Genomic DNA, 21,634 nt, shown 5'->3' with positions numbered 1-21,634 from the left:
AAGATATCACTGACAGTGGATGTCGCATCGTTCTGACCTTGCGTTATGCCCGTTCCAGGTGCGCAGAGCGCAACTGTGCGAGCGGATGATCCACCGGGACGGTGTCGGGCAGGTAGCCGAGGAGTTCGGTGAGGTACGCGTCGACGTCGCCCTCGGCGGGGGTGTGCAGGGCGTCGCCCTCGTAGACCGCGCCGGTGGTGCCGTCGACGGTCACCGTGAGCCCGGTCAGTTTCGCGACGGTGCCGACTCCGGCGCCGACCACGCACGGCAGCCCGATCTCCCGGCACACCAGCGCCGCGTGGGAGGTGCTGCCGCCGAGTTCGGTGACGACGGCGACCGATTCGAACATCGCGGGCACATCGTCCGGGGCGGTGGAGGGACGCACCAGCACGACGGGTGTGCCGGCCGCGGCGAGGTCGAGGGCCTGGTCGAGATCGCTGACGGCCTGCCCGACGGCGACACCGGGGCCGGCGCCGAGGCCGCCGGCCAGGACCGTCCGGTCGGCGTGCACCGCGTGCGTTGTCGCCAGGCTCGCGGCCTGCTCGGCCGAGACGCGGGAGACCGCCTCGTCGGCCGTGATGAGACCTTCGCGGACGAGATCGACGGCGATCCGGACCGCGGCGCGCGGCGCACGCTTCCCGGCCCGGCACTGCAGGACGTACAACCGGCCGCTTTCGACGGTGAACTCGATGTCGACCAGATCGCGGTGCTCACGTTCGAGGACCTCGGCGATGCGCTCGAGTTCCGGGTACACGTCGGGCAGGATGTCGCCGACGGTGACGAGCGGGTTCGGGGTCTTCTCCCCGGACACGACGTCCTCGCCCTGCGCCTTCGCCAGCCATTCGCCGTAGAGGGTGTTCTCACCGGTCGCGGGGTCCCGGCTGAACAGCACCCCGGTCCCGGACCGTTCGTCGCGGTTGCCGAACACCATGGCCTGCACGGTGACTGCGGTTCCGGCGCCGGCGCCGAGGTTGTGCCGGCCGCGGTACGCCTTGACGCGCTCGTTGGTCCACGAGTCGAAGACGGCGCCGATCGCCGATCGCAACTGCTCGAGCGGATCGCTCGGCGGCGCGGCACCGGGGTCGCCGGCGACGATGTCGGCGTAACTGTGACAGAACCGCTGCCAGGTGTCCGTCGCCCACCGCTGATCGCCGGTCTCGGCGGCGAGCGCCTCACACAGTTCCGGGGTCAGGCCGAGGTTGAGGACGGTGTCCATCATGCCCGGCATGGACTGCGCGGCGCCGGACCGAACGGACACCAGCAGCGGGGACGGACCGGCGCCGAACCGGCGGCCGGTCTCCGTTTCGAGCCGTCGCAGGTGTTCGAGGACCTGCTGCCAGATCTCGTCCGGCAGGGATCGGCCGCTGTCGTGGTAGACCGCGCAGACACCGGTGGGCAGCGCGAACGCCGGGGGGACCGGCAGTCCCATCGCCCGCATCTTGTTGACGCTGTAGGCCTTGCCGCCGAGTACCTCGCGGGTGCTGGGGTGGGTGCCGTCCAGGGTGATGACGTGCTCGGCCGGACTGCTGGAGGAGGTCATAGCGAGAGTCCTTCGAAAACAGGGGATTTGGCGGCCGCACGGGTGGCGAACAGGCCACCTTCGACCGGGATGTCGATGCCGTTCAGCCAGGATGCGGCGGGGGAGAGGGCGAACGCGACGACCGCGCCGATCTCGTGGGGGTAGCCGTGTCTGCCGACCGCGTCGTGGGACCGTGCCATCGCGTCGGCGCCCATGCTGGCTTCGAAGTCGGCGAGGATCGGTGTCTCGACCGGTCCGGGGCTGACGGACAGCGCACGGATGTGGCGTGCCGTCAGTTTCGCCGACAGCAGCTGCGTCCAGTCGACGAGGGCGCGTTTGGACGTGTCGTAGGCGGCGGGCCCCTTGAGGGGGTGGTCACGCAGCCAGGCGTGCAGGTCCGCGCGGTGGCGGACCCGCAGTAGTTCGTCGATCGACTCCGGCGGTTCGGTGTTGCGGTGCGCGGCGACGGAGGCGACATTGACGATCGCCGATCCCGCGGTCATACGGGGGAGCAGAAGTTCGGTGAGCAGGCGCGGCCCGAGAAGATTGACCGCCAGCACGGTCTGCGCGGCAGCGGTGCCCGGGACACCGGCGACGTTGGCCAGCCCGGTGACCTCACCGGGGAGGGCCGCGACGGCGTCGCCGATCGAGCCGGGATCGGAGAGGTCGCACAGCAGGGTGCGCACCGGTCCGATCGGGCAGTCGCGCCGGTCGAGGGCGTAGACCGTGGCGCCTGCCGCGCTCAACTGGTCGGCGAGGGCGAGCCCGATCCCCGATGCCGCCCCGGTGACGACGATGTTTCCGCTGAAAGTGGTGCCGGTCATGACATTACCGCCGTCACGTCGGTGAACTCCTCGATGCCGAGGTGGCCGAGTTCGCGGCCGTAGCCGGAATTCTTGACGCCACCGAAGGGAACTGTGGGCCGATTGCGAGTACGGACGCCGTTGATCTTGACCTGGCCGACGTCGAGCCGTCCGGCCACTGCGCGGGCGCGCTCGACGTCGCCGGACCACACCTCCGCGGACAACCCGTACGCGCAGTCGTTGGCGATCCGGACGGCGTCGTCGACGTCGGTGTAGATCTGCACGGCGATGACGGGGCCGAAGATCTCCTCACGGATCGCCCGGGCGTCCTCGGGCAGTCCGGTGATGACGGTGGGATCGACGAAGTACCCGGTCGGGGACGCCTCGGACGGCTTGCCCGTGCCGGTGAGCAGGTGCCCGCCGGCGGCGACGGCGTCACCGATGTGGTCGAGGACGCGCTCACGTTGGCGCGCCGAGACGAGCGGCCCCTGGCGCGTGCGGGGGTCCGCGGGATTACCCAGGACCTGCTGCGCGACTGCATCTTCGATGATGTCGACGGAGTCGGCGGCGAAGTGTTCCGGGATCAGCAGGCGGGTGGTGGCGTTGCAGGCCTGACCGGAGTTGACCAGTCCGGAAGTGACGGCCCCGGTGAGCGCGGTCTCGAGGTCCGCGTCCGGCAGCACCACGGCCGGTGACTTTCCGCCGAGTTCGAGAGTGCAGCGGGTCAACGTCTGCGCCGCCAGGGAGGCCACCGTGCGACCGGCGACGACGCTGCCGGTGAACGAGACGTGCGCGAGACCCGGGTGCGCGGCCAGTGCGGCGCCGGTGACCGCACCGGTTCCGGTCACGACGTTGAACACCCCGGCCGGAAGTCCCGCCTCGAGGAACAGCGCGGCGAGCGCGTTCGCGTCGTACGGGGTCATCTCCGACGCCTTGAGCACCACGGTCGATCCGGCGGCGAGTGCGGCCGAGGCCTTGGCGACGATCTGATGGACCGGCATGTTCCACGGCGTGATCGCGCCGACCACCCCGCTGCCGCGTCGGACCAGGGTGGCCCCGTCGATGTCCTGCGACCACGGGAAGTCGCGGGCGGTGCGGGCGGTGGCCCGCAGCACGTCGGCCGGGAGCTGGGCCTGTGTGACCTCCGCGAGCGAGATCGGCATACCCATTTCCCGGCTGACCAGCGCCGCGATCGCCGCGCCGTCACGGGTGAGCAGATCTGCGGCACGGTCGAGCACTTCCGCCCGCTCGGCGACGTCGGTGCGCCGCCACGCCGGATGGGCTGCTGCGGCCGACCGCACGGCGTCGTCGACCACCTCGGATCCGGCGTCGACGACCTCGCCCATCACGGACTCGGTGAACGGGTCGATCACCTCGATCACCGGCCCGGCCGGCACGAACCATTCGCCGTCGATCAGGCAACCGGCCCGGTCGAAGGGGTCAGCCATTGCGCGGCTCCAATCGCACGGGCAGGGTCTTGATGCCGCGGAAGAAGTTGCTCTGCAGTCGCTTCGGGGAATCGACCACGTCGATGTCGATGCCGCGTTCGACGAGCTTGGTGAAGAACAGCTTCGCCTCGAGGCGGGCGAGGTTGGCGCCGAGGCAGGCGTGATCGCCCCACCCGAAACCCAGGTGCTCGTTCGGGAACCGGTCGGCCCGGAACGTGTCCGGTTCCTCGAACACCCGCTCGTCCCGGTTCGCGGAGCAGAACCACATGACGACCTTGTCGCCGGCCTTCACGGTCTTGCCGTGCATCTCGACGTCCCGGGTGGCGGTGCGCCGCATCGACAGCACCGGTGACACCCAACGCACCATCTCTTCGACCGCGGAGCGGATCTTGCCCGGATTCTCGCGCAGAAGGTCCCACCATTGCGGGTTCTCGTGCAGGGCGAGCACACCGCCGGACAGCAGGTTCCGGGTCGTTTCGTTCCCGGCGACCATCAGGATCAGGTAGTAGGCGTCGAGGTAACCGCGGCTGAGCGGGACCCCGTCGAGTTCGGCGGCGGTCAGCACGCTGACCAGGTCGTCGGCCGGGCAGGCCCGACGCTCGGTCTCGAGGGCCCGGAAGTAGGCGAACACCTCGTCGCGGGCGCGCACGGCGGTCTCGGGACCCGCGGAGTAGTCGGGGTCCTCCGAGGCCATCTGGTTCGTCCACCGCAGCAGGTTCGGGCAGTCCTCGAGCGGGGCGCCGAGCAGTCGACCGATCATCACCAGGGGCAGTTGGGCGGAGATGTTCGCGACCAGGTCGATCGGCCCCGCGCCGACGGCCTTGTCCAGCAGGTCGTCGATCACCGCCTCGATGTCCGGGACGAGGGCCTTCACCTTGGCCGGTCGCACGTGCGGGGTGACGATCTTGCGCAGCGGCCCGTGCTCCGGTGGGTCGACGTGATGAATGCTGCGGGCGCCTTCGCCTTCGGCGCGCCTGCTCGCGATCTGCGTCCCCTGGGTAACGGTGAACGTGTCGTGGTCCGCGGCAACTGCTTTGACGTCGGCGTATCGAGTCACCGACCAGAATCCCGGGCCGTTCGTTTCCTCGTTCCAGTGCAGAGGGTCCTCGTTGCGCAACTGCGCGAAGATCTCGTCCGCGTAGCCGGAGGCGAATGCCCGCAGGTCCATCAGGTCGATACCACTGCTGGTGGTCATTTGGATGTCTCCCGTCACGGTCACGTTCGTTTGTGACATTGGTGTCACTAAAGCACAAATCGCCGGATTTGCAAATACCCCTTGTAAGACGAGTCAAATCGCTTGTAGCCTGACCTAGATAGTGACGAACAATTCACAAAAAGAGGTCACGTGTACCCACCCGCAATCGCCGCCGAGCATCCCGATTCTCTCGCGTTCGTGATGGCCGCCTCCGGTTCTTCGCTCACCTACCGGCAGCTCGACGAGCAGTCCAACCAGCTCGCCCATCTCCTGCGCAGCAGGGGCGTGACAACAGGCGATTCCATCGTCCTGGTGATGGAGAACCGGATCGAATGGCCGGTGGTGGTCGCGGCCGGAATGCGCGCGGGCCTGTATGTCACACCGGTGAACTGGCACCTCGGCGCCACCGAACTCGCCGCGCTCCTCACCGAAGCGGCACCGGCCGCGGTGGTCACCAGCGGCTCGCTCGCCGGAGCGGTCGCCGACGCCCTTCCCGAAGGGCACACCGCGCTGATCCTGTGCACCGATCCTGCTCCCGGAGGCGAGCACCTCGCCGCGGCGATCGCGAACCACCCGAGGACTCCCATCGCGGACGAGCGCTTCGGCGCCCGCGTCCTCTACAGCGGCGGTACCACCGGCCGTCCGAAAGCGTTCCGGCAGAAATTGCTGGACATCCATCCCGCGGAGGCGCCCACCCGCCACGCGGGCCTCGCCCTGAAGCTCGGCATCGACTCGGACACGGTGCTGCTCTCGCCCGCCCCGAACTACCACGCGGCGCCGTTCACCTTCCAGCTGATGACGATGGCCGCCGGCGGCACGGTCGTATGTATGGAACGCTTCGACGCGTCCGCGGCCATGACGGCGATCGCCGCCCACGGGGTCACCCACTCGCAGTGGGTGCCGACGATGCTGCTGCGCATTCTCGCCCTGCCCGACAGGGCCGCCATCGCGCTGTCGCCGACGCACCGCACCGCCGTCACCTCCGGCGCGCCCTGCCCGGTAGAGGTCAAGGAACAGATCAACGCGTGGTGGGGGCCCATCCTGCACGAGTACTACGGCGCCTCCGAGGGCTACGGGCACACCTACATCTCCGCCGCCGAATCCGCCGACCACCCCGGGTCGGTCGGCCGGCCCCTCGGCGGCACCCGCGTGCACGTCACCGACGACGCGGGGTCCCCGCTGCCGACGGGTGAGATCGGCAAGGTCTGGTTCGAACCGCCGGCCGCGACGGTCTACGTCAACGCGGGAGACACCGCGACGAGTGCCGGCTGGAAAAGCATGGGCGACCGCGGCTACCTCGACGAGGACGGATTCCTCTACCTCGCCGGGCGGGAAAGTTTCATGATCATCTCCGGCGGGGTCAACATCTACCCCGAGGAGATCGAGGCCGCCCTGGTGCGCCATCCCGATGTCGTCGACGCCGCGGTATTCGGCATCCCCGACCCGGAATTCGGGGAACAGGTCAAGGCGATGGTGGAATTGCGCGAGGGTGTACCGGGTGACGCGACCACCGCCGCCGGCCTCATCGATCACTGCCGCGGCTGCCTGGCGACCTTCAAAGCGCCCCGCTCGATCGACTTCGTCGACCGCCTGCCGCGGCTTCCTACCGGAAAACTCAACAAGAAGGCCCTGCGCTCGCACTATTTCGCGAATTCCTGACGAAGACACAATCCGACCATCGATCACCCGAACAGGAGCCAGACATGGTTCACGCCCAGCAAGATCAACACACCTTCGACGTCCTGCATTCGCTCCGCGTGAAGGGACTGGCCAACGACGACGTGCTCAGCGCCCTGTCGGGCGTGCCCGTCGAGGACCTGCCGGCGGCCTTGAATCCGCTCGTCGAGCAGGGTCTGGTGGTGCGCCGGGAGGGTCGGATGCCGGGAGCGATGCTGACCCCCGCGGGCAAGGCCGAGCATCTGCGGCTACTCGCACAGGATCCGGCCACCACGGGCGCGGCCACCGCGCTGACAGCCTTCTACGACCGATTCCTGCCGATCAATTCCGACTTCAAGATGGTGTGTCAGCGCTGGCAGATGCGCAGCGACGACACCCCCAACGATCACGGCGACCCGACCTACGACGGCGAGGTCGTCGACGCGCTGGCGCAGACCGACGAGCAACTGCGGGCGTCGCTCCCGGAACTGGTCGATGCGCTGCCGCGGTTCGGTCGCTACCTGCCGCGCCTCTCCGCGGCGCTCGACCGCATCCGCGGCGGCGACAACGCCTCGTTCGCTCGGCCGATGTACGACAGCTACCACGACATCTGGATGGAATTGCACGAAGACCTCATCCTCAGTGCCGGCCGGACCCGGGGCGCTTCCGACGAAGGCTGAACAAGGCACAACACGGGAAGGGTCGGGCCGGTCGATGACCGGCCCGACCCCTTCTGTGTTCGATATACGGTGCAGCGCAGAAAATCCTGTGACTAGGACTCGGCGGCCACCGGGAACGGCAGGCACGCCTCGACGTGCGCCGCGACGCCTGAGCCCTCGGAGTTGGCCGCGACGGCCGAGATGGCGCTGATCGACACGTAGCCGTCACGCACGAGAGCGGAGTCGGTTCCGGTGCCGAGGCGTTCGGTATTGGCGAATCGCAACAGCCGCACCGTGTCCGGGGTCTTGTCGAAGGTCAAGCCGAGCAGTCCGCGCGGTGCCAGCGGCGCCATCCGCACGCCCTTGACGTCACTGATGTCGAGATCGGGCACATTGACGTTCAGCACGGCACGGTGGGCGCTGTGGGCGAGCATCCACTGTGCCGCCGACACCGCGATCCGGCCGGCGGTGTCGAATCGGTGCTCCGGCGGAAACCCGCAGCTGACGGCGAGACCGCGGACGCCGAGGGTCGACGCGGTCAGCGCGGCCGCCACCGTGCTCGAATTCAGAATCATCCGGCCGGTGTTCGGGCCCGGATTGATGCCGCTGACGACCAGGTCCGGCGGAGGGCCGAACACCCCCGCGCACGCCGCGAACACCGCAAATGCGGGCGGGGCGTCGAAGCTGAGTGCCTGCACTCCCGGCAGGTGCTCGAAGCGGCGCTCCGTGTAGGCGATCTCCGCTCCGTGCTCGAGGGTGCCCAGCGAAGAGCCGCTGCCGCTGCACTCGCCGCGCGGTGCGGCGATGGTGATCTCGTACCCCTCGGTTGCCAGAGCGGTCGCCACCGCATGCAGTCCGGGCGCGTCGATGCCGTCGTCGTTGGTGACCAAAATGCGCATGTGAGCGCTCTCCTTCCCTGCCGACCTCCACGAACCAGACGCCAGCTCAGACCTCGTACTCAAGGATTGTGACGCAGCATTCACACTTTTGTCTACCGGCAAGCGTGGAAACTCGCCAGACGTGGGTTCGGTCAAGGCCTCGGAGTCTTGACAGAGTGACGCCACTCACATAAGAATGTGAATTCACAGTCGCTAACACGAAAGGCGACATGCATCGTTCCGGAATGACACCGGCACTCCACAACATTTGTCTGAAAGAAGGCATCGCATGGCTGAGTGGCCCATCAACGACACTGTGTCGAAGGTGTTTCCCCTGTACTCCCGCGCGAACGTCGGGGAGATCTTCCCCGACCCGATCAGTCCGTTGAACGCCTCCGCCGGCTTCCAGCACAATCTCGAACCGGGCTGGCGGGACGCCTTCGTCGCATGCAGGGTCTGGGACCACGACCTCTACGACGCCACGGTCGACTACAACATCCTCCCGGCCTTCGGCAGCTACCTGTACATCAACATGTCGCTGATGCGGCTGTTCGGCGTCCGCGTGCCGGGGATGTCACCGGAAGCGGTCGACCTGCAGTACTTCGGCGACATGCCCGGGATTCCCAGCTACGAGAGCGAGCAGCGGGACTTCGACGAGAACCCGGAGTTCGCCGAGCGCGCCGGCGCCTGGCTGGTCGAAGAAGTCATCGGGGCCACCGGGCTACCCGAGTACGACGCCGACCGTCGGGACGTGATGCGCATCCGCGCCGACCGGCCCGACATGACCGCGTTGACCGACCAGCAGTTGCGCGAGCGCATCACCTCGTTCGACTACATCCTGCGGCCGCTGTTCCAGCACCACATCGAGGCCAGCCTCAAATCGGGTGTCGGGCTGGGGGCCGTCGCGCAGATCGCCGCCGCCGTCGGCAGGCCCGAGCTCGCCCTCACCCTGGTCGGCGGCATCGGTGACGTCGACTCCACCGGACCCTCCAAGCGGATGTGGACCCTCAGCCGCACCGCCCAGGATCCGGCGGTGGCCGCCGTGTTCGACGAAGGCGTCCCCGGCCTCTACGACCGGCTGTCGGCGAGCACCGACCCGGCCGTCGCCGCGTTCCGCGCCGATCTCGACGCGTTCCTGTCGGACTGGGACTTCCGCGGCCCGGCGGAATGGGAGATTCGCGCCCAGACTTGGGGCGTCAAACCGGAACTGGCGCTGGCCACCGTCGACCGCATGCGGCAGGTCGGCGACGACGAAGCGCCGGAAGGTAAGGGCGCCATCCGAAGTGAGGAACGCGAGGCCGCCGCTTTGGTGGTCCGTGAGCTCCTTGCCGGGGATCCCGAGACCTCCGCCCAGTTCGAGGCCACCCTCGCCGCCGCCGCTCTCTGGCTCCGCGGCCGCGAACGCGCCCGCACTACGGCAGCGATGGTGATCCACGAAATCCGGCTTCCCGCACGGGAGCTCGGCCGACGCGGGGTCGAGGCGGGGGCCCTCGACAGCGTGGAGCAGATCTTCATGCTCTTCGCCGACGAACTCGATGCCTACCTCGTCGATCCCACTGCGTTCACCGACATCGTGCGCGAGCGGGAAAAGAGCTATAGCGCGCTCTTCGACGTCAAGCCGCCGTTCGTGGTATCCGAGGAAGTTCCGCCGCTCGAGAGTTGGTCGCTGCGCGCAGGCGCCGCCGGTGCTGCGCTGGCCGCGGGCGAGTCTGTGGTCGGCGTGTCCGGCTGCACCGGCACCGCACGGGGCATCGCCCGGGTCCTGACCACCCCCGACGACCCCTCCGCGCTCGAGCCCGGAGAGATCCTCATCGCCCCGATCACAGACCCGTCCTGGACACCGCTGTTCGTCGCCGCCTCCGCGGTGGTCGTCGACGTCGGAGCCCCGTTCTCGCACGCCGCGATCGTCAGCCGGGAAATCGGTATCCCGTGCATCGTCTCGGCAACCGACGCGACCAAGCGCATCCCGAACGGAGCACTCATCGAGGTCGACGGCACGACCGGTGTCGTGACGGTCCTCGCGATCTGAGTCGGCGTCGGCCCTCGATAAGGAGAAGACATTGCACGCAGCTGATATTTGCGCGAGCTGGCTGGATCGAGTGTTGCACGACAAGGGGATACTCGCCCGCGGCAATCGGGTGACCGACACGGCAATCGAACCGATAGGCACAGGCCTGGTCGCCGACAGCTATCGGATCACGATCTCCTACTCGGGCCCCGGCCGAGGGCCAGAGTCGCTCGTCGCGAAACTGACCTCCGACAGCGAGCAGAGTCGCGCGGCCGGACGCAGCGAGCTCAACTACGCCCGTGAGGTCGGCTTCTACACCGAGATCGCGCCGCACCTCCAGGTCCGCGTCCCGTCCTGTTTCCACGCCGAAATCGATTCGAACAATACCGAATTCGTTCTCCTCCTGGAGGACCTCACTCCCGCACGTCCCGGAAACCAGCTGATCGGCTGCACGGTGGCCGAAACGCGGCTCGCCGTCGAACAAGCCGCGCGGATCCACGCGCCTTACTGGGGTTCCGAAGAACTCAGGGGCAACCCGTGGTTGGACATCTCGTCGAGCTACTGGCAGCGATTCGCAGAGATGATGCCCGAATGGTACGACGGATTCCGTCAGCGCTACACCGGCCGGCTCAGCGAGGCCGACTTCGCACTGGGGCAGGAGTTCGTCGACAACATCGCCGGGTACTACCAGGCGCTGGAGAGGATGCCCTACACCGTCCAGCACGGAGACTACCGACCCGACAACGTTCTGTTCGACGCGCGCGGCGGAGAAGTGCCGCTCGTTGTACTGGACTGGCAAACAGTGGTGTACGCACCGGGAGTCGTCGATATCGCCTACTTCATCGGTGGCGCGCTGGACGCCGCGACACGTCGAGCGAACGAGGACGAACTCCTCCTCCACTACCACTCGGAACTCGTCGACCTCGGGGTCGACGGCTATCCGTTCGAACGTCTCGTCCAGGACTATGCGTGCGCGACCTTCCACAACTTCATCATCGGGGTTGCGGCTGCGATGCTGGTGGAACGAACCGAGCGCGGTGACGAGCTGTTTCTGTCCATGGTCACCAATTCCCTCACACATGCACGGGACCGCGACGGCGCCCGCCACATCGGGATCCACCCCCTCGTCGCGGTGAACCGTGGGTAGGTCCGCGCCCGACTGCGGTTCTCACGAAAGGCGCACTCAGTGAACGATTCGATGCCTGAACTGGGCTTCTACGCACTCGGCGGACACGTCGAGTCTCCCCGAGAGATGTACGGCGAACTGGCACTGGCCGAGCGTCTCGGCCTGGGCACCGCGTTCTTTTCCGAACGGTTCAACGTCAAGGAACTCGGGTCGTTGACGGGCGCGGCCGGCGCGGTGACCGAACGCCTGAACATCGCCACTGCTGCGACCAACCACAACACCCGCCACCCGATGGTGACAGCAGCATGGGCGACGACGATGCACCGGCTGACGAACGGCCGCTTCGTCCTCGGCCTCGGTCGTGGGCTGGCACCGCAACTGAAAGCCTTCGGCCTCCCGCCGGTCACCACCGCGCAACTGGAGGATTTCATCGGTCTGATGCGCCGATTGTGGAAGGGAGAGACCGTCGAGGGCCATAGCGGCCCGGCCGGAAACTTTCCGGCGCTGCGCCTCGACCCGACATTCGACGAGAGCATTCCGATCGGACTGACCGCATTCGGGCCTGCGACCCTGGCCCTGGCGGGGCGAGCCGCCGACGTCGTCGTTCTCCACACGTACTTCTCGGACGACACTGTCGTGCGGTGTGTGAACGCGGTCCGCACCGCTGCGGAGAAGGCCGGCCGTGACCCCGCAGCGGTCAAGGTGTGGTCCTGCTACGCAACGGTTCCCGACCACCTGCCCGTCGAACTGCAACTGAAGAAGACCGTGGCCAGACTCGCGACCTACCTGCAGGTGTACGGAGACCTGATGGTGAAGACGAACAACTGGGACCCCAGCGCGCTCCAGCGGTTCCGAGAAGATCCGGTGGTCGCCGGATTGAACGGCTGGTGCGATGCGGTGGCAACCCCGTCCGAGATCGAACACATCGGCACAGTGCTGCCCGCCGAGTGGCTCGACGCAGCCGCCACAGGATCAGCCGAGGCCTGCGCGAAGAAGGTCTCCGCCCAACTCGATCTCGGTGTCGACGGCGTCATCATGCACTGCTCGACCCCGGCAGAACTCGAGCCGGTCGTCGAGGCGTACAGGAGTCTCCGGTGAGGACCCCCGTCGAACTCGTCGAACAGTACGTGTTCGAGATCTACAACAAGCAACGGTTCGAGCTCATCCACGAAATCTGCGGAGACCCGGTCATTCGACACGAAGCGGGTAACACCTTGGCGCTCAGCCGGAATCAGCAAGTCGAGCGCATTCGTGCCGACCTGGCGTCGAATCAGCCGACATTCGAGGTGGCCAACCTCTCTGGCAACGAGGAGTTCGCGACGCTGACGTGGAACGCGATCCGCCTGTCCACCGGAGAGAGGCTCTGCGGAATCGAGGTCTTCAAAGTGACCGCGGGACTCATCACGGATGTGTGGAACTCCAACTACTTCGAAGGGTCCTGGTCATGAATCACCCGACTCCCAGAGTGCTCGACGTCGCCACCGAGATCGACACCGCATGGGTGCAGTCCGTGCTGCGGCACGCAGGCCACACCGGGGTCGAGGTCGCGTCGATTTCGGTGCAGCCGATCGGCGCAGGCAACGTGAGCGACACCGTGCGAATCGGCATCGAGTACGCACGAGCCGACTTCGTTTCCCCCGCCGCGGTCGTGGTGAAGTTCCGTCCGAGCGCACCGGGTGCGCACGCGCACGGACTGCGGAGCGGTGCATACCACCGCGAAATCGGCGCCTACCGGGAAGTCGGTGGCCGACAGGCTTGCCGGATTCCGCGGTGCTTCTGGGTGGCCGGCGACGAGACGAACATCAACCTCGTCCTGGAGGACTTGACGGCAACGACGACGCCCGGCAATCAAGCCGCGGGGTGTGGTGTGGCCGAGGCGGAATCCCTTGTCGCGGAACTCGCTCGCCTGCACTCCAGCTTCTTCCCACTGACAGATGAGGCAGCACCCGCGTGGTTGGTGCGCATGTCCGAGGTCTCCGACTACTGGTGCGATGCGGCGGAACGCGGGGCCGCGGCCGCGCTGACGCGCTTCGCCGGGGACCTCCCGCCGGACTTCCTCGCCGCCATGCGAGATGCCGTCGCACTCGTCCGCATCTGGTACGGGCTGCCGCAGCAACACCTGACACTCACTCACGGCGACCCTCGCGTCGACAATGTTCTGTTCGAGAGGTCGGAGGCGGGAGTGTCGACCGTGCTCCTGGATTGGCAGTTCACCGGCTTGCGCAATCCGATGTACGACTTCGCGTACTTCATGTCGGGCAGTGTCGACGTCGCCGAGCGCCGACTACACGAAACACGATTGCTGAAGACGTACATCGACGTGTTCGCGGAGAAATCCTCCGGATACGACGAGGGGCAGGCGACGGCCGACTACAGGATCCAGCTACTCAGCGGCCTCTACGTCACACTCGCCGCGGTCGCGGTTCTCCCCGACAACGATGTGGTGAACCAGCTGATTCTTGCGCTGCTGCGGCGTAACTGCGCAGCCGTGGTCGATTGGAAATCTGTCGAAGCGCTCGGCGACGTGGCCGCATCGCGCCACTGACAGACACTCCGAGACCCGCGCAGTGTGAGCCGACGGACAGGTCCGGAACCCACAGCTTCCGCCGTAGGTTCCGGACCTGTCTGCGTGCAGATCTACTCCAGTCCGTCAGAGGACGTAGAGCATCTCCTGGTACGTGGGCAGCGGCCAGAGGTCGTCGGCCACGATGTCCTCGAGGCTGTCTGCTGCTGCGCGAACGGCAGCCATCGCGGGCAGGAGGGCGTCCTTGGCATGCGTTGCCTCCGCCAGTGCCTCCGATTCGCCCTGAGCGGCGAGCGCGGACTTCAACTCGGCGAGCGCGGCCCTGAGGTTCGTCAGGGGTGCCGACACGGCCTCGAGCGCGGACAGGTCCGCGTCCACGCCTGCCGCCTTCAGCGCCGCAACGTTCTGCGCCAATTCGGTCTGGTAGCGAATCGCGGCGGGGAGGATCGACGTCTGTCCCAATTCCAGGGTCAGCCGTGCTTCCACACCGATCGTCAGCGCGTACTGTTCGAGACCGATCTCGTAGCGAGAGTGCATCTCCCGATGGTTGAACACCTGGTACTTGCCGAACAGTTCGACCGCCGATTCGGTGATCAGTTCGGGCAACGCGTCGAGCGTCGTGCGCAGGTTCGGCAGTCCACGCGCGGCCGCCTCGTTCTGCCAGTTCTCCGAGTATCCGTCCCCGTTGAACACGACGTCACCGTGGTTGGTGATGATCTCGGTGAGCAGGTTCTGCACCGCGGTGTCGAAGTCGGTGCCGTTCGCGACCGCGGTCTCGAGTTCGGTCGCGATGTAGTCGAGCGACTCGGCCATGATCGTGTTGATCGTGACGATGGGTCCGCTGACGGTCTGCATCGAACCCGGCGCCCGGAACTCGAACCGGTTGCCGGTGAAGGCGAACGGGCTCGTGCGGTTGCGGTCGCCCGGATCGGTCGGGAGCACGGGCAGGGTGTCGACACCGATCTTCATGGTGCCCTTCCCCTTCGACGAGGTGGCCGCACCCTTCGCGATCTGCTCGAACACGCCGGCGAGCTGGTCTCCGAGGAACACGGAGATGATGGCCGGGGGAGCCTCGTTCGCGCCGAGTCGGTGATCGTTGGTCGCCGACGCGACGGAGGCGCGGAGCAGGCCGCCGTACTTGTGCACCCCGCGGATGACGGCAGCGCAGAACACGAGGAACTGGGCGTTGTCGTGCGGGTTGTCGCCGGGGACGAGGAGGCTGCCGAGTTCGGAATTGCCGAGCGAGAAGTTGACGTGCTTGCCGGACCCGTTGACACCGTCGAACGGCTTCTCGTGGAACAGGCAGGCCATGCCGTGCTTCTTGGCGATCGTCTTGAGCGTCGTCATCAGCAGTTGCTGGTGGTCGGCGGCGATGTTGCCGCGTTCGAACATCGGTGCGATCTCGAATTGGCCGGGGGCGACCTCGTTGTGCCTGGTCTTCGCCGGAATGCCGAGCTTGAACAGCTCACGTTCGGTGTCCATCATGAAGCCGAGAACGCGCTCGGGGATGGCGCCGAAGTAGTGGTCGTCGAACTCCTGGCCCTTGGGCGGCTTCGCGCCGAACAGGGTGCGGCCGGAGTTGAGCAGGTCCGGCCGGGCGAGGAAGAAGTGCCGGTCGACGAGGAAGTATTCCTGCTCCGGTCCGCAGAACGAGACGATGTTCTCGACGTCGTCGTGGCCGAAGAGCGTCAGGATGCGTTCCGCGTGGACACCCATCGCCTGCTGCGACCGCAGCAGCGGTGTCTTGTGGTCGAGCGCGTCCCCGGTCATCGACACGAACACCGTCGGAATGCACAGGGTGTTGCCGTTCGGGTTCTCGAGCACGTAGGCCGGGCTGGTGACGTCCCACCCGGTGTAACCGCGCGCCTCGAACGTGTTGCGGAGCCCGCCGTTGGGGAAGCTCGACGCGTCGGGTTCGCCCTGGACGAGCGTCTTACCTGCGAATTCGGCGAGCGCCGACCCGTCGCCGACCGGGTCGAAGAAGCTGTCGTGCTTCTCCGCGGTCAGGCCCGTCAGGGGGTAGAAGACGTGCGCGTAGTGCGTGGCGCCCTTCTCGAGTGCCCAGTCCTTCATCGCCGACGCGACCGCGTCGGCGACCATCGGGTCGAGAGGCTTGCCCTTCTCGATCGTGGCGATGACGGACTTGTATACCGACCTCGGCAGACGCTTCTGCATCACCGTCTTGCTGAACACGTTCTGGCCGAAGATCTCGCCCGGCTTCTCGTCGTCGACGAAACTGACGGCCGGGGGCACGTAGGCCTCGACGTCCTTGATCGCCTGCAGACGGACGGCATTCCCACTCATGTGTTTCTCCCTCGCGTGTACCCCGCGGATGAGGTGGGGGTGCGTCGGGGCAACACTGTACGAACGGAACGTAACGTGCATGTTTCGTGCAGATTTCTCGGCCGTGTCAGGCCGCCGTGACGGCGCTCACGCAGAGTCCCCTGAGGATAAGGCCCGCAGCAAAACTACACCGTTCGGATTCGGTCCGTCGATTGAGGCTGCTGCCGGCCGGCAGCGGGGAACGTCGAGCCCTCGAGCGATCTTTACTTGCGCTTTACCTTGGTTCGCGATAGCGTCCAATCAGTTGCAGGCGAAGCGAATCGCCACCTCCAGACCGAGGTGAGAGTCCGCCCATCGAGGGATCGGGCGGTGTGCCCGTACGCAGCGCGCCGACGTCGAATCGAATTCCGTCGGACGCCGCTACACGGGCGGTGGACCCCACCGGTCAGCTTTGGGCGGCCGGGACCGGTGGGGCCATACCGGCAACTGGGCGTGATCGACCGCGCTGTGTGGCGGTGCCCCGCACCGGGCATTCTCGAAGTATGGGATCGAACGCGGGCAGCCCCACCAGTTCGTCGGCCGCGGCAGTCGGCGGCCGGCTGATGCAACTGGTCGGTGACCGTGACGTCGTCCGGTTCTCGGGCGAGATATCCCGGGTGTGCGCCGAACCGCCGGCTGTCGGAGAGCAACCGGAGTACGGCGACGTGCTCGCCTGGGTCGTCGATGCCATCGTCGGCGTGGTCACCGCGCGTTTGGGCGCCGCGGGACCGGGGGAGAGGTTCATCCTCGACCTGCGCTTCACGGACGGCGGGTTCGTCGACGTGGACGCCCTCTCGGCGTCGGAGCGTTGGGTGCTGCGGACGGTGTCGGCGTTCCTCGCCGAGGATCTCGCCGAAGCGCAGCGGTCGCTGACCGCTGCCGAGCAATTCGACGTGACCATGCGGGCGGAGACGCTCGCCGACGCCCTGATCTGGCTCGACTTCGTTCTCGACGTCGACCTTCCCGACCCGCCCGACGTCACCACCGCATAGCGGGGCGGTCAGTCCGGTGTCCTCGCCTCCGCCGGTGGAGGGCAGGGGCAACGCCGTGAATCCGCGATCTCGTTCAGCGGACTCTCGAGCGCCCCCGGACCGGATTCTGGGGTGTTCCGCTTTGGAACACCCGCGTCGTGGGGCGGTGGCCGATCCTGGAGTCACCATGCCGGGTAGCCGGCACCGAACGCTCCGTCTGCAGCGTGCGGTCCATCATCAGGAGAATTCACGTGACCTCAATTGTGACGTCGACGGCGCGCCGGGACCTTCCTCTCGACGGGATCACCGTGGTCAGCTTCGAGCAGGCGGTGGCCGCCCCGATCGCCACCCGGCACCTGGCCGATCTCGGAGCCCGCGTGATCAAGATCGAACGTGTCGGGGAGGGCGATTTCGCCCGCAACTACGACACCGCCGTGCACGGTCTCGCCTCCCATTTCGTGTGGCTCAACCGGGGCAAGGAGTCGGTGTGCGTCGACATGAAGTCAGCGGAGGGGCTCGAGGTGATACGTCGGCTCCTCGACCGGGCCGACGTCGTCGTCCAGAACTTTGCTCCCGGCGCGATGGAACGGCTCGGTCTCGGCGCCGACGCCGTGCGCCGCGACCGCCCCGGACTGATCGTGGTGAACATGACCGGCTACGGCACCGCAGGCCCACTGCAGGCACGTAAGGCGTACGACATGCTGGTGCAGGCGGAGACCGGTTTGTGCTCGATCACCGGCACCCCCGAGACGGCAACCAAGACGGGAATTCCAGCCGCCGACATCGCCGCCGGCATGTATGCGCTGACTGCGGTGCAGGCGGCACTGTTTCGGCGCGAACGCACCGGTGTGGGGGCCGCGGTGGATGTGTCCATGTTCGACGCGACCGTCGAATGGCTCGGGCACCCCATGTACCTGCAGATGTACCAGGACACTCAGGTCGAGCGGATGGGTCTGAGTCACGCCTCGATCGCACCGTACGACGCGTACCCGACCGTCGACGGGCAGATCCTGATCGGGGTGCAGAACGACCGCGGCTGGCGGGCGCTGGTCACCGAGGTGTTCGGCAGACCCGATCTCGCGGAGCATCCGAAGTTTGCGACCAACATCCTGCGGGTGGAGCACCGGCCCGAAACCGACCAGGTCGTCGCCGAGCACACCCGCCGTTTCGACACCGAGGAACTGGACAAACGACTCGCCGCGGCAGGCGTGCCCGCCGCCCGCCTGAACGGAATGAGAGACCTCATCGACCATCCTCAACTGTCCGAGCGTGGCCGGTGGCGGGAGGTCGACACCGCCGCCGGACCGGTGCGGGCGGTACTGCCGCCGATGACGTTCACCGATGTCGAACTGCCCATGGGACCTGTTCCCGCCCTCGGTGAGCACACCGACGCCGTGCTCAGCGAACTCGGCCTCACAGACACTGCGATCGCCGGACTTCGCACCGGAGGCGCCGTCGGGTAACCCCCCGTCCCGCAGCTGAGATCGCATGGCTCAGCGCATCGACGGGGGCAGATCTGATGGTGGCCACCAAAGGCGTTGTCGCGCTGAGGCGGTCTATCGTTCTCGCGCTCTACGGCACAGATCGGTACCCGCGCGTAAGTTCGGTTACCGATGACACAAGCGTGTCGATGTCCGATGAGTGATGGGCGAAAGACGTCACGAACCGGACGACTCCCGGCTCCCAGCGGTCGCCGTAGAAGGCGTACCCCTGAGCCCTGAGATCGGCCGACAGGTGATCGGGGAAGTGGCAGAACAGAATGTTGGCACCGCTCTTGCTCAGGATCTTCACGCCGGGAAGGCCCGCGAGGCCGTCGCGCAGTCGTGTCGCCATGCCGTTCGCGTGGCGCGCATTGTTCAGCCAGAGGTCGCCGTCGAGGTAGGCGCCGAGTTGCGCTGTCTGGAAGCGCATTTTGGAAGTGAGTTGACCTGCGCGCTTGTGGCGGTACTGCAGTTCGGTCGTGAGCCGGCCGTCGAACGAGATCACGGCGTCCGCGGTCATCGCGCCGTTCTTCGTGGCACCGAACGACAGGACGTCCACTCCTGCCTTCCAGCTCATTTCGGCCGGGGTCGCCCCGATGGCGATCAGGGCGTTGGCGAAACGAGCACCGTCCATGTGGACACGAAGACCCGCCTCGTGCGCGATCGACGACAGTTCCGCGAGCTCGTCCAGACTGTATGCGCTGCCGGACTCGGTTGCCTGCGTGAGGCTGACGACGGAGGGCTGCACGCTGTGGACATCTCCTCTCCTCCGGCCCACTGCTGCGCGGAACACGTCCGCGTCGATCTTGGAATCCGGGCCGTCCACCAGGATTGATCTCGCACCATTCGTGAAGAACTCCGGTGCGCCTGCCTCGTCGTTGTTGATGTGAGCATCCGGGTGCGACAGGACTGCGCCCCACGGAGGCGTCAGAGCGGCCAACGCGAGTCCGTTCGCCGCCGAACCGGTGCCGACCGGGAAGACGTCGACGTGATGGTCGAAGACGTCGGCGAACTTTGCCCGCACCGACTGCGAAAGCTCGTCATTGCCGTACGGCGCGGCCAGGCCCTCGGCCGCCGCGGTCATCGCGGCGAGGATCTGGGGGGACGCGCCTGCAGCATTGTCACTGAGGTATCCCTGCAGGGGTGTGGCGGGCGAGGTCATGGACGACCTTTCAATTCGATACTGGGACAATGAATGTCACGGTCAAGTCGAACTGACTCGTTCGACGTGACGTACACGTGCGGAGCGTCGCCGGCAAAGGCGAGTACGTCGCCCGGTCCCAGCGTGGTGGGGTTGTCCACGGGACCTGCACGAAGGTGCCCAGACGAGACATAGAGCTGCTCGACTGTGCCGTCTGCGTGAGGGAGGCCTGTGCTGGAGTGGTTCGCGGGTAGTCGCATCCGCCATATTTCGACCGAATGCCCGCCGCTGATCCTGCGGAGAAGTTCACGCTTCACCTCGCCCGACTCGACGCCGGTTCCTCGTAGATGGAGTGGTCCACGTCACTTGGACTCGACCCAACATTCCGTTCGATAAAGTGAACTTTTCGTTCAGTATATTGATCATCCCGCTGGTGGGCAACCCGTCGCAGAGCTCTGTTTGCCCACCGGATGGTTGCGCTGTTGCTAGCCGCCGTCGTCCACGCGAGGACGGACATCGCCCGGCCTCTCCCCGGACGCTTCGATGTGGAGGGTCTCCGGCCGGGGATGCCCCCGGAACCAGGCCGCGTAACGATCGGCGAGCGGCGCGGCGGTGAGTCCGTGGGCGAGGACCGAGGCGCCGATGGTGACCAGCGCGGTCGTCAGCAGCAGGTTTTCGTGCGGGAGTTCGCCCGACTCCTCGACGATCAGGACCACGAAGACGATGGTGGCGAGCCCGCGCGGGCCGAACCAGCCGAGAAAGGCGATGGTCGGCCCCCGTGCGTGCAGGCCGACGAGGGAGAGCGCCACCGGCACCATCCGCACGACGGTGAGGCTGAACGCCGCGTAGACGAGCACCTGCCACGACAGGTGGCCGAGCGCGGGACCGAGCAGCACCGCACCGAAGACGATGAAGGTCACCGCATTGAAGAGATCGCCGGACTCCTCGATCATGTGCGAGAGCTCGCCCCCCGCCCGCCGCCGAATGGCACCGAAGGCGAGGCCACCGACGAACGCCGCGATGAAACCCGACCCGCCGAGCGGAACGGCGATCGTGTACGCAAGCACGGCGGCGGCGACCGGAACGATCTGGATCCACAGCGGGTCGATCGCATCGCGCCTGCCGGCGACGACCACGATTGCTGCCGCGACCGCCCCGGCACCCAAGCCGGCGAGGATGCCGTAGCCGATCTGCTCGGCGACCAGGATCGCGGCGGAGCCACCGCCGATCGCCCCCGATTCGGCGCGGGCGATCGCGAGGACGATCAGGAACAGTGGCACGCAGATGCCGTCGTTGAGTCCGCTCTCGACGTTGAGGCCTTGCCGCACCCGCGTCGGTAGAGAGGGCAGCGTCACGACCGCCTGTCCGAGCGCCGCGTCGGTCGGCGCCAGGATCACCGCCAGCAGCAACGCCTCCGGCCAGCCGAGATCGTCGAACACGAGCACCGCGGCGCCGAAGCCCGCGGCGATCGTCAGCGGCAGTCCGAATCCAAGAAGTCTTGCTGGGAGCGCGATCTCGGGACGGAGCGCGGTGAGGTCGACGTTCGACGCGTCGGTGAAGAGCACGAGCGCGAGCGTCACCTCGGCGAGCAACTTGATGATCTCGCCCGAGACGTCCACCTCGATCAGGCCCACCCCTTCCGCACCCAGCGCGAGTCCACCCACCGTGAAGGCGATCGGCGCGGTGAGCGGGGTACCCGCAACTTTCCGGGAGATCGCGGCGAAGGCGAGCAGCATCGCGGCGATCGCCGGTAACGCCCAGGTCATCGCGTCGCTACCCCGGAACGGCGGGGCGGCGAGGCCACCGCGGCGGATCCCACTTCGTCGAGCGCGGGATCACCAGTGAACGGCTCGGTCATGACCTTGGCTCCTCATCGGGTCTCGTGCATCCAGCCAAGCACGAC

At 67.1% G+C, this 21,634-nt stretch carries 17 protein-coding genes; 9 read left to right on the top strand and 8 right to left on the bottom strand.

Annotation, left to right across the window (positions count from 1 at the left end; genetic code table 11):
• Positions 1-43: 43 nt before the first annotated feature.
• Genes P3H15_RS20025 through P3H15_RS20010 form a run of 4 tightly spaced genes read right to left on the bottom strand, consistent with a single transcriptional unit; the run spans position 44 to position 4,965 of the window.
• Positions 44-1,540 carry a pyruvate, phosphate dikinase gene (locus tag P3H15_RS20025; RefSeq protein ID WP_276138855.1) on the bottom strand — a complete coding sequence of 499 codons (1,497 nt, stop codon included), beginning with the start codon at positions 1,538-1,540 and terminating at the stop codon, positions 44-46.
• Positions 1,537-2,343: a coniferyl-alcohol dehydrogenase gene (locus tag P3H15_RS20020; RefSeq protein WP_276138854.1), complete on the bottom strand. Its 807-nt coding sequence runs from the start codon at positions 2,341-2,343 to the stop codon at positions 1,537-1,539. Before P3H15_RS20020 ends, P3H15_RS20025 begins: the two co-directional genes overlap by 4 nt.
• Positions 2,340-3,770 carry an aldehyde dehydrogenase family protein gene (locus P3H15_RS20015; RefSeq protein ID WP_276138853.1) on the bottom strand — a complete coding sequence of 477 codons (1,431 nt, stop codon included), beginning with the start codon at positions 3,768-3,770 and terminating at the stop codon, positions 2,340-2,342. Before P3H15_RS20015 ends, P3H15_RS20020 begins: the two co-directional genes overlap by 4 nt.
• The gene (locus tag P3H15_RS20010) at positions 3,763-4,965 is read right to left on the bottom strand and encodes a cytochrome P450 (RefSeq protein ID WP_276138852.1); all 1,203 of its coding nucleotides are present in this window, start codon (positions 4,963-4,965) and stop codon (positions 3,763-3,765) included. The genes P3H15_RS20015 and P3H15_RS20010 overlap by 8 nt, the downstream gene beginning before the upstream one ends.
• 150 nt (positions 4,966-5,115) lie before the next feature.
• Between P3H15_RS20010 and P3H15_RS20005 the strand changes: the two genes are divergently transcribed.
• The gene (locus P3H15_RS20005; RefSeq protein WP_276138851.1) at positions 5,116-6,624 is read left to right on the top strand and encodes an AMP-binding protein; all 1,509 of its coding nucleotides are present in this window, start codon (positions 5,116-5,118) and stop codon (positions 6,622-6,624) included.
• A 44-nt stretch (positions 6,625-6,668) separates the two neighbouring features.
• A complete protein-coding gene (locus tag P3H15_RS20000) occupies positions 6,669-7,301 on the top strand; it encodes a MarR family transcriptional regulator (protein ID WP_276138850.1) in 633 nt (210 codons plus the stop codon).
• 92 nt (positions 7,302-7,393) lie between these two features.
• On the opposite strand, the gene surE is transcribed toward P3H15_RS20000, so the two are convergent.
• The gene (surE, locus tag P3H15_RS19995) at positions 7,394-8,179 is read right to left on the bottom strand and encodes a 5'/3'-nucleotidase SurE (protein ID WP_276138849.1); all 786 of its coding nucleotides are present in this window, start codon (positions 8,177-8,179) and stop codon (positions 7,394-7,396) included.
• 268 nt (positions 8,180-8,447) lie between these two features.
• Between surE and P3H15_RS19990 the strand changes: the two genes are divergently transcribed.
• The 5 genes from P3H15_RS19990 to P3H15_RS19970 are packed head-to-tail and all read left to right on the top strand — an operon-like array spanning position 8,448 to position 13,837.
• A complete protein-coding gene (locus P3H15_RS19990; protein WP_276138848.1) occupies positions 8,448-10,187 on the top strand; it encodes a PEP-utilizing enzyme in 1,740 nt (579 codons plus the stop codon).
• Positions 10,188-10,218: 31 nt separating this feature from the next.
• Positions 10,219-11,313, top strand: a complete 1,095-nt coding sequence (locus P3H15_RS19985; protein ID WP_276138847.1) for a phosphotransferase — start codon at positions 10,219-10,221, stop codon at positions 11,311-11,313.
• Positions 11,314-11,364: 51 nt separating this feature from the next.
• On the top strand, positions 11,365-12,390 hold the full coding sequence (locus P3H15_RS19980) for a TIGR03857 family LLM class F420-dependent oxidoreductase (protein WP_276138885.1): 1,026 nt from the start codon (positions 11,365-11,367) through the stop codon (positions 12,388-12,390).
• A complete protein-coding gene (locus P3H15_RS19975; protein ID WP_276138846.1) occupies positions 12,387-12,740 on the top strand; it encodes a hypothetical protein in 354 nt (117 codons plus the stop codon). Before P3H15_RS19980 ends, P3H15_RS19975 begins: the two co-directional genes overlap by 4 nt.
• Positions 12,737-13,837 (top strand): phosphotransferase, encoded by a 1,101-nt coding sequence (locus P3H15_RS19970; protein ID WP_276138845.1) that lies wholly within the window; start codon positions 12,737-12,739, stop codon positions 13,835-13,837. Before P3H15_RS19975 ends, P3H15_RS19970 begins: the two co-directional genes overlap by 4 nt.
• A 105-nt stretch (positions 13,838-13,942) precedes the next feature.
• Here the strand turns inward: P3H15_RS19970 and P3H15_RS19965 are convergent, their stop codons facing one another.
• A complete protein-coding gene (locus tag P3H15_RS19965) occupies positions 13,943-16,120 on the bottom strand; it encodes a glutamine synthetase III (protein WP_276138844.1) in 2,178 nt (725 codons plus the stop codon).
• Positions 16,121-16,641: 521 nt separating this feature from the next.
• On the opposite strand from P3H15_RS19965, the gene P3H15_RS19960 reads away from it, so the two are divergent.
• Positions 16,642-17,130, top strand: a complete 489-nt coding sequence (locus P3H15_RS19960; RefSeq protein WP_276138843.1) for a hypothetical protein — start codon at positions 16,642-16,644, stop codon at positions 17,128-17,130.
• Between the two features lie 230 nt (positions 17,131-17,360).
• Complete coding sequence (locus tag P3H15_RS19955) at positions 17,361-18,572, top strand: CaiB/BaiF CoA-transferase family protein (RefSeq protein ID WP_276138842.1); 1,212 nt, start codon at positions 17,361-17,363, stop codon at positions 18,570-18,572.
• A 109-nt stretch (positions 18,573-18,681) separates the two neighbouring features.
• Here P3H15_RS19955 and P3H15_RS19950 read toward each other — a convergent pair whose 3' ends face one another.
• The gene (locus P3H15_RS19950; RefSeq protein ID WP_276138841.1) at positions 18,682-19,752 is read right to left on the bottom strand and encodes a low specificity L-threonine aldolase; all 1,071 of its coding nucleotides are present in this window, start codon (positions 19,750-19,752) and stop codon (positions 18,682-18,684) included.
• A 464-nt stretch (positions 19,753-20,216) separates the two neighbouring features.
• Positions 20,217-21,497 (bottom strand): sodium:proton antiporter, encoded by a 1,281-nt coding sequence (locus P3H15_RS19945; RefSeq protein ID WP_276138840.1) that lies wholly within the window; start codon positions 21,495-21,497, stop codon positions 20,217-20,219.
• Positions 21,498-21,634: the final 137 nt, after the last annotated feature.

The organism is Rhodococcus sp. T2V (genome assembly GCF_029269925.1).
GTDB classification, from domain to species: Bacteria; Actinomycetota; Actinomycetes; order Mycobacteriales; family Mycobacteriaceae; genus Rhodococcus_F; species Rhodococcus_F koreensis.
The sequence above is the reverse complement of the archived record's forward strand: the minus strand, read 5'-3'. Positions and strand labels throughout refer to the sequence as shown.

What these genes read in the sequence shown, in the direction of transcription:
- surE (WP_276138849.1), bottom strand. Translation starts at nt 8,179, where the DNA reads ATGCGCATTTTGGTCACCAACGACGACGGCATCGACGCGCCCGGACTG.
- P3H15_RS19970 (WP_276138845.1), top strand. Translation starts at nt 12,737, where the DNA reads ATGAATCACCCGACTCCCAGAGTGCTCGACGTCGCCACCGAGATCGAC.
- P3H15_RS19965 (WP_276138844.1), bottom strand. Translation starts at nt 16,120, where the DNA reads ATGAGTGGGAATGCCGTCCGTCTGCAGGCGATCAAGGACGTCGAGGCC.
- P3H15_RS20000 (WP_276138850.1), top strand. Translation starts at nt 6,669, where the DNA reads ATGGTTCACGCCCAGCAAGATCAACACACCTTCGACGTCCTGCATTCG.
- P3H15_RS19945 (WP_276138840.1), bottom strand. Translation starts at nt 21,497, where the DNA reads ATGACCTGGGCGTTACCGGCGATCGCCGCGATGCTGCTCGCCTTCGCC.
- P3H15_RS19950 (WP_276138841.1), bottom strand. Translation starts at nt 19,752, where the DNA reads ATGACCTCGCCCGCCACACCCCTGCAGGGATACCTCAGTGACAATGCT.
- P3H15_RS20015 (WP_276138853.1), bottom strand. Translation starts at nt 3,770, where the DNA reads ATGGCTGACCCCTTCGACCGGGCCGGTTGCCTGATCGACGGCGAATGG.
- P3H15_RS19980 (WP_276138885.1), top strand. Translation starts at nt 11,365, where the DNA reads ATGCCTGAACTGGGCTTCTACGCACTCGGCGGACACGTCGAGTCTCCC.
- P3H15_RS20025 (WP_276138855.1), bottom strand. Translation starts at nt 1,540, where the DNA reads ATGACCTCCTCCAGCAGTCCGGCCGAGCACGTCATCACCCTGGACGGC.
- P3H15_RS20020 (WP_276138854.1), bottom strand. Translation starts at nt 2,343, where the DNA reads ATGACCGGCACCACTTTCAGCGGAAACATCGTCGTCACCGGGGCGGCA.
- P3H15_RS19990 (WP_276138848.1), top strand. Translation starts at nt 8,448, where the DNA reads ATGGCTGAGTGGCCCATCAACGACACTGTGTCGAAGGTGTTTCCCCTG.
- P3H15_RS20010 (WP_276138852.1), bottom strand. Translation starts at nt 4,965, where the DNA reads ATGACCACCAGCAGTGGTATCGACCTGATGGACCTGCGGGCATTCGCC.
- P3H15_RS19960 (WP_276138843.1), top strand. Translation starts at nt 16,642, where the DNA reads ATGGGATCGAACGCGGGCAGCCCCACCAGTTCGTCGGCCGCGGCAGTC.